This window comes from Janthinobacterium sp. GW456P (assembly GCF_002127655.1).
Classification (GTDB): Bacteria; Pseudomonadota; Gammaproteobacteria; order Burkholderiales; family Burkholderiaceae_D; genus Janthinobacterium.
Genome location: NZ_NEHB01000001.1, coordinates 360,636 through 375,022 on the forward strand (window position 1 = coordinate 360,636; position 14,387 = coordinate 375,022).

13 protein-coding genes are annotated in these 14,387 nt (G+C 62.3%); 4 read left to right on the forward strand and 9 right to left on the reverse strand.

Features of this window, described 5'->3' with window-relative positions; translation table 11 throughout:
* Positions 1-29 precede the first annotated feature (29 nt).
* Complete coding sequence (locus tag CBW66_RS01465) at positions 30-545, reverse strand: NADPH-dependent FMN reductase (RefSeq protein ID WP_086136310.1); 516 nt, start codon at positions 543-545, stop codon at positions 30-32.
* Between the two features lie 107 nt (positions 546-652).
* A complete protein-coding gene (locus CBW66_RS01470; protein ID WP_080698581.1) occupies positions 653-886 on the reverse strand; it encodes a DUF3563 family protein in 234 nt (77 codons plus the stop codon).
* A gap of 425 nt (positions 887-1,311) precedes the next feature.
* On the opposite strand from CBW66_RS01470, the gene fucP reads away from it, so the two are divergent.
* Entirely contained in the window at positions 1,312-2,613 is a 1,302-nt protein-coding gene (gene fucP / locus CBW66_RS01475; RefSeq protein WP_086136443.1) for an L-fucose:H+ symporter permease, read from the forward strand.
* Between the two features lie 60 nt (positions 2,614-2,673).
* Here fucP and CBW66_RS01480 read toward each other — a convergent pair whose 3' ends face one another.
* Complete coding sequence (locus tag CBW66_RS01480) at positions 2,674-3,567, reverse strand: LysR substrate-binding domain-containing protein (protein ID WP_086136311.1); 894 nt, start codon at positions 3,565-3,567, stop codon at positions 2,674-2,676.
* A gap of 159 nt (positions 3,568-3,726) precedes the next feature.
* Here CBW66_RS01480 and CBW66_RS01485 point away from each other — a divergent pair, with 159 nt between their 5' ends.
* Positions 3,727-5,223: an acetyl-CoA hydrolase/transferase family protein gene (locus tag CBW66_RS01485; protein WP_086136444.1), complete on the forward strand. Its 1,497-nt coding sequence runs from the start codon at positions 3,727-3,729 to the stop codon at positions 5,221-5,223.
* A 117-nt stretch (positions 5,224-5,340) separates the two neighbouring features.
* Here CBW66_RS01485 and CBW66_RS01490 read toward each other — a convergent pair whose 3' ends face one another.
* Positions 5,341-5,760 carry a hypothetical protein gene (locus CBW66_RS01490; protein ID WP_086142850.1) on the reverse strand — a complete coding sequence of 140 codons (420 nt, stop codon included), beginning with the start codon at positions 5,758-5,760 and terminating at the stop codon, positions 5,341-5,343.
* Positions 5,761-5,807: 47 nt separating this feature from the next.
* Positions 5,808-6,470 (reverse strand): TetR/AcrR family transcriptional regulator, encoded by a 663-nt coding sequence (locus tag CBW66_RS01495; RefSeq protein WP_086136313.1) that lies wholly within the window; start codon positions 6,468-6,470, stop codon positions 5,808-5,810.
* Between the two features lie 302 nt (positions 6,471-6,772).
* Here CBW66_RS01495 and CBW66_RS01500 point away from each other — a divergent pair, with 302 nt between their 5' ends.
* Positions 6,773-7,894 (forward strand): M14-type cytosolic carboxypeptidase, encoded by a 1,122-nt coding sequence (locus CBW66_RS01500; RefSeq protein ID WP_086136314.1) that lies wholly within the window; start codon positions 6,773-6,775, stop codon positions 7,892-7,894.
* 12 nt (positions 7,895-7,906) lie between these two features.
* Positions 7,907-8,371 carry a CYTH domain-containing protein gene (locus CBW66_RS01505; RefSeq protein ID WP_086136445.1) on the forward strand — a complete coding sequence of 155 codons (465 nt, stop codon included), beginning with the start codon at positions 7,907-7,909 and terminating at the stop codon, positions 8,369-8,371.
* A gap of 181 nt (positions 8,372-8,552) precedes the next feature.
* On the opposite strand, the gene CBW66_RS01510 is transcribed toward CBW66_RS01505, so the two are convergent.
* The 4 genes from CBW66_RS01510 to CBW66_RS01525 all read right to left on the reverse strand — a co-directional run bounded on the left by CBW66_RS01510 (position 8,553) and on the right by CBW66_RS01525 (position 14,385).
* Positions 8,553-9,806, reverse strand: a complete 1,254-nt coding sequence (locus CBW66_RS01510; protein ID WP_086136315.1) for a DUF2863 family protein — start codon at positions 9,804-9,806, stop codon at positions 8,553-8,555.
* Positions 9,807-10,019: 213 nt separating this feature from the next.
* Positions 10,020-12,740 carry an aconitate hydratase AcnA gene (acnA, locus tag CBW66_RS01515; protein ID WP_086136316.1) on the reverse strand — a complete coding sequence of 907 codons (2,721 nt, stop codon included), beginning with the start codon at positions 12,738-12,740 and terminating at the stop codon, positions 10,020-10,022.
* An 87-nt stretch (positions 12,741-12,827) separates the two neighbouring features.
* Positions 12,828-13,373 (reverse strand): hypothetical protein, encoded by a 546-nt coding sequence (locus tag CBW66_RS01520; RefSeq protein WP_070219188.1) that lies wholly within the window; start codon positions 13,371-13,373, stop codon positions 12,828-12,830.
* A gap of 13 nt (positions 13,374-13,386) precedes the next feature.
* Complete coding sequence (locus tag CBW66_RS01525) at positions 13,387-14,385, reverse strand: CoA ester lyase (protein WP_086136317.1); 999 nt, start codon at positions 14,383-14,385, stop codon at positions 13,387-13,389.
* Positions 14,386-14,387 lie beyond the last annotated feature (2 nt).

Sequence of the window (14,387 nt, forward strand, 5' to 3'; positions counted from 1 at the left end):
GATGAATTGATAGTAAAACGTGCAGGTGGTCATGAAAATGACCTGATGCACTGCAGCATAGCGAGCAGGGCCCGGCGCAATGCCGGGTCCGCGGCGATACCCTCCGCATCGAGTCCCGACCCCAGCAGGGGCAGGCTGATACAGGCTTCGTCGATCAGGCGCGCCGACATGGTGCGTACCGTTTCGCGCAGGGCCGCCTGCGCGTGCGTGGCACGCGGCGAGGCGTTCAGCAGCACCAGCGGCTTGTCGATGAATGATTCATTTCCCACCATCCAGTCCAGCGCATTTTTCATGGGGCCGCTTACGCCGTGCGCGTACTCGGGACTGGCCAGGATCAGCACGTCGGCCGCCAGGATGGCGTCGCGCAGGCCCGTCACGGCCGGCAGGCTGTCGGCGTCGAGGTCGGGATTAAACAGGGGTAATTCACCGAGCCCCGGATAGATGCGGATCTCATATTCTGCTGGGGCAAGCTGGGCGATGGCGCGCAGCAGGGCGGTGTTCAGCGAGGCGGCGCGCAGGCTGCCGGCGATGGCGAGGATGGTCATGGGCGTTTGCATCCCGCCTGTATAGCCCATCCTGTGCTCAAGCGCAAGGCGAGCAGGATGGCGCTATCGATGTTGCAACAGCCGTATGGCTGGCTAGTGCGGCACTCTTAACGGCTCAGACCGCTCATCCAGCTTGGCTGCGGGTTGGCACGGGCCAGTTCGCGCATCCGGTATTCCAGATCGTAACGGTCGGTCGATTCGGCCAAGTAGGCTTCTTCGTAAGCGCGTTCGCGGCGGTCGCTGCTTTGGTTCAGCCAGGCGCCGACGCGTTTTGCGGCGTGGACCAGGGTGGCGACGATATTGCTGTTTTGCGTGGTGTGGTAGGTAAATGCGGTAGACATGGCAGACTCCTTATGTGGCGTGCCGCGTTGTGCTGCACTGCAATATAAGTATAGCGATTCCAAGTTATAAGGCTACTTTTGATTTCAAATGTCGGCTATTCATTTTTGAAATAACAGGCGGGAAAGCTGCGCAATACGGGGCTTTAAGGCATAATGCGGGCGCAGGATCGTAGTTTTACTACAAGACGTTTTTGTCCTGGATGTTGTTTTCAGACGCAGCCCGCAGGCGTGCCGCGCCTACGAGACAGTGTTCTGACGAGAAACGGTCGGCCGCGCGCAAGAAGCGCCATGGCTGCCCCCGTTTTGCTGATGGCAGTCATGGTCCACGCTGATATCTGCGTGGCGCTTGCGCGTTCTGGTGCTGCCCGGGTGGAAACGCTTCCATGCCTGGCAAGATCAACTTGGAATTGAAAAATGGAGAAGGTATGGAATACGTAAAGCAAGGCCAGGGCGTACCGTCCGCACAGGCCGGCACGCAAAACAATACAGGCGCCCTGATCATCGTCACGGTGCTGTTTTTCATGTGGGGACTGCTGACCTCGCTCAATGATGTGCTGATTCCCCATCTGCGCTCGATCTACACCCTGACGTATGTGCAGGCGATGCTGGTGCAGTTCTGCTTCTTTGGCGCCTACGCTATCGTCTCGCTGCCCGCCGGCATGCTGATCAAGAAAATCGGCTACCAGCGCGGCGTCGTCGCCGGCCTGCTGATTGCCGCCGCCGGGTGCGCCATGTTCTACCCGGCCTCCACCGGCAGCTATGCGCTGTTCCTGCTGTCCTTCTTCATCCTGGCGGCCGGCATCACCGTGCTGCAGGTGGCGGCCAATCCGTACGTGACGGAACTGGGCGACCCGCAGACGGCGTCGAGCCGTTTGACCCTGACGCAGGCGTTCAACGCGCTGGGCACCACCGTGGCACCTGCGCTGGGCGGCATGCTGATCTTGTCGGGCACCGTGCTGACGGTGCAGCAGTTCGACCTACTGCCGGCGGCCGAGCAGCTCGCCTACCGCGCCAAGGAAGCCGCTTCCGTGCAAGGCCCGTACCTGGTACTGGCCGCCACCCTGGTGATCCTGGCCGTGCTGTTCGCGCTGGCCAAGCTGCCGAAGATTTCGCATGCGGACGATGCTGCCGCCCTGGCGCAGGACGGCAACAAGGTCTCGATCTGGTCGCACCGCCACCTGGTGCTGGGCGCGCTGGCCATCTTCCTGTACGTGGGCGGTGAAGTGAGCATCGGCAGCTTCCTGATCAACTTCCTGGGCGAGAGCCATATCGCCGGCCTCAGCCACGCCGACGCCGCCTATTTCGTCAGCTATTACTGGGGCGGTGCCATGCTGGGCCGCTTCGTCGGCTTTGCCGTGATGCGCTATGTCAGCCCGGGCAAGACCCTGGCCTTCAACGCCGCCGTCGTCATCGCGCTGATCCTCGTTGCCGTGTTCTCCAGCGGCCACACGGCCATGTGGGCATTGATCGCCGTCGGCCTGTTCAACTCCATCATGTTCCCGACCATCTTCAGCATGGCCTTGAACAAGCTGGGCGCGCAAACGGGACAAGGTTCGGGCATCCTGTGCATGGCCATCGTCGGCGGCGCCATCGTGCCGTTCATCCAGGGCTTCCTGGCCGACCACATCAACCTGCAGCTGTCCTTCCTCGTGCCGGCCCTGTGCTACACCTTCATTTTGTACTTCGGCTGGAAATACGCCAGCATGTACAACGACGACGCCAAGTAAGCCGGGCTGTCGCGATCGATCAAAAGGGTGGCCTCGGCCACCCTTTTTTCCGTCAACTCCTCAGTGCGCGAATTGCGTGCCCAGCACGTCCTGGCACACTTCGAGCCAGGCGCGCGCCGCGTGCGACAGATAGCGCCCGCTCCAGACGTGCGCCACCTGCCATGCCAGCTCCGGTTCGACGATGCGCACCGCCTCCAGTGCTTCGCCGGCCAGGCGGTGGATGAACGGCTCTGGCAGCAGGGTCACGCCCAGTCCAGCGGACGCCATCGCCACCAGCCAGTCCCACTGGCCGCTCTGCGCGGCGATGGTTGGCGTGAAGCCCGCTTGCGCGAAATGCTGGCGCAGGCTGCGCGTGAGCGCGAAATCATCTTTGAGTAATACCAGCGGCAGCTCGGCCAGCGCCTTGAAGGGCAATGTCGTGCGGTTTTTCTGGAACGTGCCCGGTTCGGCCAGGGCCCAGATCGGGTAGCTGGCCACTTCCACGGCCACGAGGTCGAGTTCCGGGTCGGCCGGCAGCACCGTCATGCCGATTTCCAGTTCGCCGGCCGCCACCTTGCGTTCGATCTGCTGGCCCGTGTCTTCCTGCAGGGTCAGGCTGATCTGCGGATGGCGCGCGCGGAAGGCTTTTAATACGGGCGTAAACAGCACATTGATCATGGGCGGAATGCCCACCGTCAGGCTGCCGCGCTGCAAGGCCTGGGTATCGCGCACTTCCAGGGTCAGCTGGCGCATGTTTGCCAGCATTTCCTGGCCGTGCTGGTAGACGATGCGGCCCGTGTCCGTCAAGGTCAGCTTGCGCCCGTCGCGCACCAGCAGCTGCGCGCCCACCTCGTCTTCCAGCTGGCGCACCATCTTGCTGATGGTCGACTGGGTCAGGTGCAGCGATTCGGCCGCCTGCGTAAAGCTCGACAGGCGCACGGTTTCGACGAAATAGCGCAGGGAACGGATATCCAAGAGGGAACTCGACTCGGTGCGGCATGAAAATATCGACTGGATGTGGCGAAATTAATTCATGCCATGCATGTAAGCGGGATTTTATACTGAAACCACTTATGGGGTTGGTGTATGACAGCCATCCAGTTTGAGAATATTAAGAAGATCAGGAGCATCACGATGTACGAGGACCGTATCCGCCACCCGGGCTTGCTCAGCAAAATCATGAGCGCCGATGAGGCAGCCAAATTATTCCACAACGGCATGCGTGTCGGCATGAGCGGATTTACCCGTGCCGGCGACGCCAAGGCCTTGCCGCGCGCACTGGCCGAGCGTGCCCTGCAAGACCCGTTGAGCCTGACCCTTATCACGGGCGCCTCGCTGGGCAATGGCAGCGACGGCCTGATGGCCGAGGCGGGCGTGCTGGCGCGCCGCATGCCGTTCCAGGTCGACCCTGTGCTGCGCGGCAAGATCAACAAGGGCGAAGTCATGTTCATCGACCAGCATCTGTCGGAAACGGCTGAGCAGCTGCGCTCGGGCAACCTGGCCGCCGTCGACATCGCCGTCATTGAAGCGACGGCCATCACGGCCGCCGGCGCCATCATCCCGACCATGTCGGTGGGCAACTCCGCCGCCTTCGCCCAGCAGGCGAAGCAAGTCATCATCGAAATCAACCTGTCCACGCCGCTGGCGCTGGAGGGCTTGCACGACATTTATATTCCGCAGACCTTGCCAGGCCGCGAACCGATCCCGCTCACGCGCGTGGATCAGCGCCTGGGCAGCACGGCGATTGCCATCGACCCGGCCCGCATCGCCGCCATTGTCATCACGGATAGCCCCGACAGTCCGTCGAACGCCTTGCCGCCCGACGCGGAGACGCAGGCGATCGCCGGCCACGTCATCGCTTTTTTAGAGGGCGAAGTGGCGGCCGGGCGCATGGGGCCCGAATTGCTGCCGCTGCAGGCGGGCATCGGCACCATCGCCAATGCCGTGCTGCATGGCCTGATCGGCTCGCCCTTCCGCAACATGACCATGTATTCGGAAGTGCTGCAGGACAGCGCCATCGAACTGCTCGATTCGGGCCAGCTGGCATTCGCCTCGGCTTCGTCGATCACGCTGTCGGCTGCCGTGCATCAAAAGCTGATGGACAATATCGACCACTACCGCTCGAAGATCGTGCTGCGTCCGCAAGAGATCAGCAACCATCCAGAGATCGTGCGCCGCCTGGGCATCATCGCCCTGAACACGGCGCTCGAGTTCGATATCTATGGCAACGTCAATTCCACGCACGTGTGCGGCACGCACATGATGAATGGCATCGGCGGCTCGGGCGATTTCGCGCGCAACGGGCAAGTGTCGATGTTCGTGTCGAAATCGGCGGCCAAGGGCGGGCGCATTTCCAGCGTCGTGCCGATGGTCTCGCATGTCGACCATACGGAGCATGACGTCGACGTGCTGGTGACGGAGTGGGGCTATGCGGACTTGCGTGGCCTGGCGCCGCGCGAACGGGCGCCGCTGATCATCGAGCGCTGCACGCATCCCGACTACCGCGACCAATTGCGTGCGTATTACGACGCGGCATGCCAGCGCGGCGGCCACACGCCGCATATCTTGCAAGAAGCGCTGGCGTGGCATGTGCGCTACCAGGAAACGCAGAGCATGCTGGCAGCGCAGTAAGGGAGCGCAGCAAAGGCAAGTAGTAAGGCGCGCAGTAAGGTGCGCGCCAGTGCGGGCATGAAGACAGGGCAGGGCGGTGCGGCACCGCGCCTGCCTTTTTCATTGGCGTTCGGTGCGTCAGTACATATGCAGGGCCTTGGCGCCCAGCCCCAGCAGGGCAAACGTGGTGGTCGCCTGTATGCCCATGAACCACAGGAAGTGGGTGTGCATGTGCTTGCGGATGTCGCCCAGTTCCGTGCGCAGGGCGTGGCAGTCGCCGCGCAGGTCGCCGCGAAACTGCGTCAGGTCGGCACGCAGCAGCTGCGATTCGCCGCGTAATTCCGTGCGCACGTTGTCGAGGCCGTTGCCAAGACGCGTTTCCAGCGTCTTGAACCATTGCCGGTCATGTTCCCGGCCCGTTTCCAGTTTTGTCAGCCGCGCTTCCATACGGACAGCATTGTGCGCGCTTTGCTGTTTGTCAAGCAGGTCCGTGGCATAGGCTTCGTTCATCGCGCCCTCCTTCGCGGGGCCGCGCTGCACCAGCGCAGGCGGCGTCATCCCACTGTCCGCCTTTTTGAGCATGGCGGTTTGTGCTGGATCAAACGTCAGCCAGCCGGTGCAAAGCGCAGGCCGATGCCTGCCGTGACGACGGCCAGCAAGTCGTCGATATGCTGGTGCATTTCCGGATGCGGCGTCCATGGGTCGCCCGCATCCATGACGATGCGCAGCGATACGAGGCCATGCAGCGATTGCCAGAAGATTTGCGTCATCGCGTGCAGCGCTTTCTCGTCGTGGCGGACCAGGCCCGCCTGTGCCAGTTCGCCGAACAGGTGCAGCGCGTAGGCATACGGGTCCTGCTCGATATTGCCGTGTTCTACCGCGACGGCATCGAGCTCCGCATGCGGGCGCAATTCCATGAAGATCAGTGAATACTCGTCGGGGTGCTGGAAGCCGTATTCGATGTAGGCGCGCCCGATCAGGGCGATGCGCTCCCATGGGTCAGTGCTGGCGGCGCAGGCCGTGCGCATGGCGCGCACCAGTTCCAGCAAGTCCTTGTCCATCGCCTGGGCGATCAGGGTGGCCTTGTCGCGGAACAGGGCGTACACGACGGTGGTGGAAAATCCCGCGGCCTCGGCCACCTTGCGGATGGAGACGGCGCGCGCGCCACCCTTTTTGATGAGGTCTTTGACAACGTCGATGATGTGTTCGCGCCGCGCCTGCGCCTCGCGCAACTTTCTTTCCTGAATATTGGTCAACTTCTTGTCCACGACTCTTTCCTGGCGACTCTATGAAAGCAGGAATTATAGGGGCGCGATGGCCCGCTAATGTGTCTGGCATTGTTACAATTCAGTTTTTTGTCCGGTGGATGCGACAGTAGACCGATTTTTCGCGCTTTTGCCCCCCGCTTTTCCATCGATGCCCCGGATTGGTGCATAAATCACCGGGCCAGGCTTTGCGAACGGGGCCAAAGGGCGGAAAATAGCGGGATAGCTTACACTGCGTTTTTTAGCGCGACGGCGGTGGCCCACGAGGCAGCGCCGGAACACTTACATTCGGACGGGATCATTACATGACCATTAAAATCAGCCAGAACTTCGACTCGGGCGCCATCGACGTGGTGAGCGCCGCCAGTGCCGGCGCCATCGACCTGAACTTACGCAAGGATAGCCACGCCGACATTCACCAGTGGTTCCACTTCCGCCTGCAGGGCGCGCGCGGCCAGGCATGCACGATGCGTTTCCTGAACGCGGGCCAGGCCACCTATCCGGCCGGCTATGAAGACTACCAGGCCGTGGCCAGCTACGACAGCGAAAACTGGTTCCGCGTGCCGACGACGTTCGACGGTCAGGTCATGACGATCTCGCACACGCCGGAACTCGACAGCGTGTACTACGCCTACTTCGAGCCGTACTCGTGGGAGCGCCATCTGCGCCTGCTGGGCGAAGTGGCCGAGCATCCGCTGGCGCGCGTATCCGACCTGGGCAGCACGGTCGACGGCCGCGACATGAATATGGTGACCATTGGCAATCCGCAGGCGGAAAAGAAAATCTGGATCATCGCGCGCCAGCATCCGGGCGAATCGATGGCCGAATGGTTCGTCGAAGGCTTGATCGACTCGCTGCTCGACGACGCCAACCCGATCGCGCGCAAGCTCCTGCAGCGCGCCGTGTTTCACATCGTGCCGAACATGAATCCGGACGGCTCCATCCGCGGCAACCTGCGCACGAATGCGGCCGGCGCCAACCTGAACCGCGAATGGATGACGCCATCGCTGGAGTCCAGTCCGGAAGTGCTGTGCGTGAAAAACAAGATCCACGAAACGGGCGTCGACATGTTCTTCGACATCCACGGCGATGAAGCGCTGCCGTATAACTTTGTGGCCGGCAACGAAATGCTGGAAAACTTCACGCCGGCGCAAGCGGCGCACCAGAAAGCCTTCATCGAGCGCTACAAGCAGGCCAGCCCCGATTTCCAGGACAAGTTCGGTTATGCCGCCAGCAAGTACAAGTCGGACATGCTGACCCTGGCGTCGAAATACATCGGCCACCACTTCGGCTGCCTGGCGCTGACCCTGGAAATGCCGTTCAAGGAAAACGCCGACTTGCCCGACCCGGCCGTGGGCTGGAACGGCGCGCGCAGCGCGGCCCTGGGCGCGGCCATGCTGCAGCCTATCCTGCTGTCGCTCGATTGAGCGGCGTTGATCATGGGCGTCGAGATCGAGCGTAAATTCCTGCTGGCCGGCGATGCCTGGCGCGGCCTGGGGCAGGCGGTGCTGCTGCGCCAGGGCTATTTGTCCTCCGCGCGTGAGCGCGTGGTGCGCGTGCGCATCGAAGGCGAGCAGGCGATGCTGACCATCAAGGGCGCGAACGTGGGCGCGACGCGCGGCGAGTGGGAGTATCCGATTCCGCTGGCCGAGGCCGCCGAACTGCTTGACGGCCTGTGCGAACAGCCGCTGATCGAAAAGGTTCGCCACCGCATCGAACACGCGGGCATGGTGTGGGAAGTCGACGAGTTCCTGGGCGCCAATGCGGGCTTGCTGGTGGCCGAGATCGAGCTGGCGTCGGAAGACCAGCCCTTCGACAAGCCAGAGTGGATAGGCGCGGAAGTGTCGGGCGATGCGCGCTACTACAATGCGAACCTGATCCGCCACCCGTTCTCGCAGTGGTGATGGCGCGTTAAGCGTGGCTTGAAATGCAAAAAGGCGGAACCTGAGTTCCGCCTTTCTTTTTTGGCCATCGCTGTTGTCGGATTACGCGCTGCGCGCTAATCCGACCTACGTGCTGTGATATCAGCAAAGGCCGTAGGTCGGATTAGCCGGCACGGCGTAATCCGACAATACCGTTACAGCATCAGTGAAAATGCTCGGTACCCTGCGGCGTATCTTCCGGCATTTCCGCATGCGCCAGCTCGCCAACGGGGTCGGCAAACAGCGGCGCGCCGCAATCGTCGCAATACTCTCCGACAAAACGTTCCGCGTGGCGCTTGATCTGCGTCACGCCGGCGGCGTTCAGGTGCTCGATGATTTCATCGACGGGCGTCTTTTGCTTGTCCAGCGCGGCGATGCCGACCTGGATCAGGCCTTCGATCGGCGTGCCATCCTCGTCTTCCTGGCCGTACAGGGGCCAGACGATGCCGTAGATGACGTCCGGCGCCTGGCGCAGGGTGAAAGCGATGCGGTACTCGTCCACCTGGCCATCGGCCGCTTCTTCGCCGAAGCCGGCGATCACGGCGCGCAGCTCCGACGGCTCGATGGCCAGCGTATGCGTCAGGTAATGCACGGCGGCGCGCACGGAGACGGGACGGATCAGCTTGTCCGCTTCGCGGCAAGCCACGTAATACGCTTCCGGCAGCAGCAGTTCCAGGCCGCAGCCGGGCAGCAGCCGGGCGAAGGTCGGCGTGGCTTGCGTGCGCCATTGTTCCAGGGCGGCGCTGCGCTCGGCGATGAAGTCGAGCTGGCTGGCCGGCGTCTGCCAGCGGAACAGCGGCGCACCAAAGGGCGCCACCACGGCCACCAGCAGGTAGCGCGTGTCGGCCAGGAATGGCGCCGTTTCCGCCTCTTTGCCCGACGGCTTGACGGCCGTGCCTTTCAGGGCGGCCAGGGCCAGCTTCTGCGTCTTGGCATAGGTTTCAACGTGGCTGCGCGGCAACTGGTCGATCGAGTACAGGGTCGGCGCCATGGCCATCTTCGTGCCGTCGGCCAGCAGGTGGGCGGCGAAATGCGCGGACAAGACGCCGTGCGCGTCGCCGGCCATGGGGCCGGAAGCGATGGAAAAGCGCGTCCACGCGAGGACGGGCACGGCCACCAGCAGGGCGTCGTAGCGCACGTCTTCGTGCGTGATGACGGTCGATTCGCTGACGGCTTCAACGCAGTCCATCAGCACGTCGTAGGCGTTCAAGTCTTCCTTGAACAGGCTGCCCAGGGTGTTGTCGATGGTGTCCTGGTGGCCGGTTTTGAGTAATTTCTGGAGCTGCGTATCCAGGCTGTGTTCCCAGGACCGCTCTTCGAGACGGCTCGCTGCCTGTACGATCGCCTGGGCAAAGGTGACCAGGCGCTGGCTGTCGGCAGTCAGTTTATGGGATGAATCTTTGGAAGGACGACGCATAGCGGGATAAGAGTCTCGGAAAGTGAAAAAAATGGATCAGTCAAACAATGATAAACCCTTATAACCGTATTGTAGAGGATTCAGCCGCACGCAATACGTAAGCTGTCCCTAGATCATGCCAATAGTCGAAATTTCAAGTCCGAACGGGGGCCGGGACGAAAAAAAAGCGCCGGTCGGAACCGGCGCTTTTATCTTGCCTCACGGCCAGGCTGATTACTCGGCCAGCAGTTGACGCAGCACGAATGGCAGGATACCTCCATGCTTGTAGTAATCGACTTCGATCGGCGTATCGATGCGCAGCAGGACTTTGACTTCCTGGCTGCTGCCGTCGGCGCGGTGGATCACCAGGGTGGCCAGTTGCTGTGGCTTGATTTCGCCTTCGAGGCCTTTCAGGTCGAAGGTTTCATTGCCGGTGATGCCCAGGGTTTGCACGCTGTCGTCGCCGATGAATTGCAGCGGCAGCACGCCCATGCCGACCAGGTTCGAGCGGTGGATGCGCTCGAACGAACGGGTGATCACGGCTTTCACGCCCAGCAGCTGGGTGCCCTTGGCTGCCCAGTCGCGCGACGAGCCCGTACCGTACTCTTCGCCGCCGAAGACCATGGTTGGCGTGCCTTCAGCAACATATTTCATCGCTGCGTCGTAGATCGACATCTGTTCGCCGGAAGGCTGGTGGATCGTGATGCCGCCTTCGACCGCCGAACCGTCCGCCTTGGCAGGGATCATGCGGTTTTTGATACGCACGTTGGCGAACGTGCCGCGCATCATGATTTCATGGTTGCCGCGACGCGAGCCGTAGGAGTTGAAGTCCGCTTTCAGGACGCCGTTTTCCTTCAGCCACTTGCCTGCAGGACCGTTTTCCTGGATCGAGCCGGCTGGCGAGATGTGGTCGGTGGTGATGGAATCGCCGAACACGCCCAGTGCGCGCGCGCCTTCGATGCCGGTGGCCACGGCCGCTGGCGTCATCGAGAAGTTGTCGAAGAACGGTGGTTCCGCGATGTAGGTCGATTTCGGCCAGTTGTAGACTTGACCGGACACGGTGGTGACTTTTTCCCACAGCTTGCCTGGCGCGCCCTTGACGTCCGCGTAGTTGTCCTTGAACACCTTGGCATTCATGGCGAACTTCATCATGGCCGATACTTCAGCCGAGGTTGGCCAGATGTCGCCCAGGTAGATGTCCTTGCCGCCCTTGCCCTTGCCGACAGGTTCCGTCATCAGGTCGCGCGTCATGTTGCCGGCGATGGCGTAAGCGACGACCAGCGGTGGCGAAGCGAGGAAGTTCGAGCGGATGTTCGGGTGAATGCGCGCTTCGAAGTTGCGGTTGCCCGACAGTACGGCCGACGCGACGATGTCGTGCGTGGCAATCGCTGCGTTCAGCTCAGGCGTCAGGTCGCCCGCATTGCCGATGCAGGTGGTGCAGCCGTAGGCGGTCACGCCGAAGCCCAGTTTTTCCAGGTAGGGCAGCAAGCCGGCAGCGGTCAGGTACTCGGTGACGACGCGCGAGCCGGGAGCCAGCGAGGTCTTGATGTGCGGCGCGACCTTCAGGCCGGCTTCCACGGCTTTCTTGGCCAGCAGGCCGGCGGCCAGCATCACGCTCGGGTTCGAGGTGTTGGTGCACGAAGTGATCGCGGCGATCAGCACGTCGCCGTTCGACACTTTCACGCCGTTCGTCGTTTCGTACACGGCAGCCAGGTCGGCCGGATTCTTGTTGAAGCCGTTTTCGGTCGTTGGCTTGGCGAACAGCTCGGCGAAGTTGGCCTTGACGTTGCCGATTTCGATACGGTCTTGCGGGCGTTTCGGGCCGGCCAGCGACGGAGCGACCGATGCCAGGTCCAGTTCCACCACGCGGGTGTAGTCGATGTCGCCGGCTTTTGGCACGCCGAACAGGTTTTGCGCCTTGAAGTAGCCTTCGAACGCGGCGATTTCAGCCTTGCTGCGGCCGGTGCCCTTGAAGTAGTCGATGGTTGCTTCGTCGACCGGGAAGAAGCCCATGGTCGCGCCGTATTCCGGTGCCATGTTGGCGATCGTCGCGCGGTCGGTCAGGGTCAAGGACTCGGTGCCTTCGCCGAAGAATTCGACGAACTTGCCGACGACTTTCTCTTTGCGCAGCAATTCGGTGATGGTCAGTACCAGGTCGGTGGCGGTGCAGCCTTCGCGCAGCGCGCCCGACAGGTTCACGCCGATGACGTCCGGCGTCAGGAAGTAGACTGGCTGGCCCAGCATGCCGGCTTCCGCCTCGATGCCGCCCACGCCCCAGCCGACCACGCCGATGCCGTTGATCATGGTGGTGTGCGAGTCGGTGCCGACCAGGGTGTCAGGGTAGTACACGTCGCCGGCTTTCTTGCCTGCGTGGTGCACGCCGCGCGCCAGGTATTCCAGATTGACCTGGTGGACGATGCCGAAGCCCGGTGGCACGACGCCGAAGGTGTCGAAGGCCTGCATGCCCCATTTCATGAACTGGTAACGCTCGTTGTTACGCGAGAATTCCAGTTTCATGTTCAGGTCCAGCGCTTTCTTTTCGCGGTAGTGGTCGATGGTCACCGAGTGGTCGACCACCAGGTCGACCGGTACCAGCGGTTCGATCTTCTTGGCGTTGATGCCCATCTTGGCGGCCACGTTGCGCATCGCGGCCAGGTCGGCCAGCAATGGCACGCCGGTGAAGTCTTGCAGCACGACGCGCGCCACTACGAACGGGATCTCGTCGGTGCGCTCGGCGGTCGGGCCCCAGCTCGCCAATTGCTTGACGTGTTCTTCGGTGACTTTTTTGCCGTCGCAGTTGCGCAATACCGATTCGAGCACGATGCGAATCGACACTGGCAGGCGGGAGACATTGATGCCCAGGCTTTTTTCCAGCGCAGGCAGGGAATACAGCTTGCCCTTCTTGCTATCCGAAATATTAAAGTCCTTGAGCGTGTTCAGAGTGTTGCGGGACATGACCTCTCCTTGTTGGGTATCGTCTATTATTGATTATTCAAATTACAAAACATGACTGAGCCCCCGAAGAGGCCCTTGCTACGCACATCAGCCGCCGGTCGCCGGCAGCACGCCCAGCGATGGCGCGGCTTCCACCACGGCCGCCGGCTTGGCTTGCTCCGCATCCTTGCATTCATTGGCCAGCTGGCGGCCCTGCTTGGAGTCGAGCAGCATGCCTTTGGCCGGGATGCCGATCCAGACGAGACCATACAGACGGTTCTCGAAGCGGTTGGCGCCGGTGGTGGTGCCTACGCGGCTCAGGCGGTGCAGGCGCTTCTTCCAGCGCAGGGCGATGTGTTTGTCGTCAGTAGCATTGGTGTAGATGGTAATTTTATTACCAAGTTCACAATTGAAATCGGTGGAGGCCGAGCCTGCCGTGTTCGGCTCATCGGCTTCTTCCTTGTCGGCGACCGACATGGCGAGCGGATGCGCTTCCTTGGCTGCAGCTTTTGCCTTGGCGGCCTTGGCCTTTGGCTTGGCCTTGACGGCCTTGGGATTTGCCTCTGCCGTGGCGGCGAAGCTGGCTGGCGCCAGCGTGAGGGTCATGGCGCCCAGCGCGACGCTGCAGGCAATTGCTAATTTGGAGAGGGACATCGTGTCATTCCTGTCAGTTTTCAGTGGTGCTGGAAGAGGGGGTGTTGAGTAATGCGGCGGCCGCCTCGGGCAGGCCGAGGCCCGCCAGTTTGGCGCGTTGCAAAACGGTCCAATAATATCGGTAGCTGGCGCGGTCGTGCAAGCGGCCATTTTGCGCAATCGGCCCCCAGTTGGCGCGCAGCGCTTCATTGAGGATGTTGCTGGCCTCGTTGACTTCGGACAGGCGCGGCGTGAAGGCCTTGATGATGGGCTTGATCTGGTCCGGGTGGATGCTCCACATGCGCGTGTAGCCGAACTCGGCCGTTGCGCGCTGGGCGTCGTTGGCCACCACGGCCGAATCGCGCACGTCGGTCGTCACGTTGTGCGACGCCACCTTGCCGTGCGCGTGGCAGGCGGCCGCCACTTCGAGCTTGGCGCGCACCACCAGCGGGTGCGTGAATTGGCCCGGCGTGCGCATGGCGGCGGCGGGAATGGCGCCGTAGTGGGCCGAGACGAAATCCATGATGCCGAAGGACAGGCATTCGACCTGGGGCAGGGCGGCGATCGCATAGGCGTCGCGCAGCGCGCCGTGCGTCTCGATCAGGATATGCACGGGCAGGTTGTCGCGGCCGGCGCGGCGCGCGTGCAAGTTGATCAGGTCGATGGCCAGCATGGCGTCCTGCACGCCGGCCACCTTGGGCACGGCGATATAGGCCAGGCGGGACGCGGCCGCGCAGATGATTTCCACGTCGCGCGCGAAAAACGCGCTGTCGACGTCGTGCACGCGCACGCCGATGCGGTTGAACTGGTTGTCGTCGCTGGCCAGCAGGCCGGCGATCATCAGGGCGTGGGATTCTTCATTGCCGGCGCTGGCGCCGTCTTCGCAGTCGAACGTGATGTCGAACAGGGGACCAAGCTCTTGTTGCAAAGCAATCGATTTACGCATCAGCTTTTCAGAGCCGGCGTAGTGGTCGCAAGCGGCGAGCAACAGCGGCTGGCGTTTGCCTTGGAATAAAACCTCGGAAGGGTGCATGC

Bases quoted from the DNA above. Each gene is read 5' to 3' on its own strand.
- CBW66_RS01465 (WP_086136310.1), bottom strand. From the start codon at position 545: ATGACCATCCTCGCCATCGCCGGCAGCCTGCGCGCCGCCTCGCTGAAC.
- CBW66_RS01470 (WP_080698581.1), bottom strand. From the start codon at position 886: ATGTCTACCGCATTTACCTACCACACCACGCAAAACAGCAATATCGTC.
- fucP (WP_086136443.1), top strand. From the start codon at position 1,312: ATGGAATACGTAAAGCAAGGCCAGGGCGTACCGTCCGCACAGGCCGGC.
- CBW66_RS01485 (WP_086136444.1), top strand. From the start codon at position 3,727: ATGTACGAGGACCGTATCCGCCACCCGGGCTTGCTCAGCAAAATCATG.
- CBW66_RS01490 (WP_086142850.1), bottom strand. From the start codon at position 5,760: ATGACGCCGCCTGCGCTGGTGCAGCGCGGCCCCGCGAAGGAGGGCGCG.
- CBW66_RS01500 (WP_086136314.1), top strand. From the start codon at position 6,773: ATGACCATTAAAATCAGCCAGAACTTCGACTCGGGCGCCATCGACGTG.
- CBW66_RS01505 (WP_086136445.1), top strand. From the start codon at position 7,907: ATGGGCGTCGAGATCGAGCGTAAATTCCTGCTGGCCGGCGATGCCTGG.
- CBW66_RS01510 (WP_086136315.1), bottom strand. From the start codon at position 9,806: ATGCGTCGTCCTTCCAAAGATTCATCCCATAAACTGACTGCCGACAGC.
- acnA (WP_086136316.1), bottom strand. From the start codon at position 12,740: ATGTCCCGCAACACTCTGAACACGCTCAAGGACTTTAATATTTCGGAT.
- CBW66_RS01520 (WP_070219188.1), bottom strand. From the start codon at position 13,373: ATGTCCCTCTCCAAATTAGCAATTGCCTGCAGCGTCGCGCTGGGCGCC.
- CBW66_RS01525 (WP_086136317.1), bottom strand. From the start codon at position 14,385: ATGCACCCTTCCGAGGTTTTATTCCAAGGCAAACGCCAGCCGCTGTTG.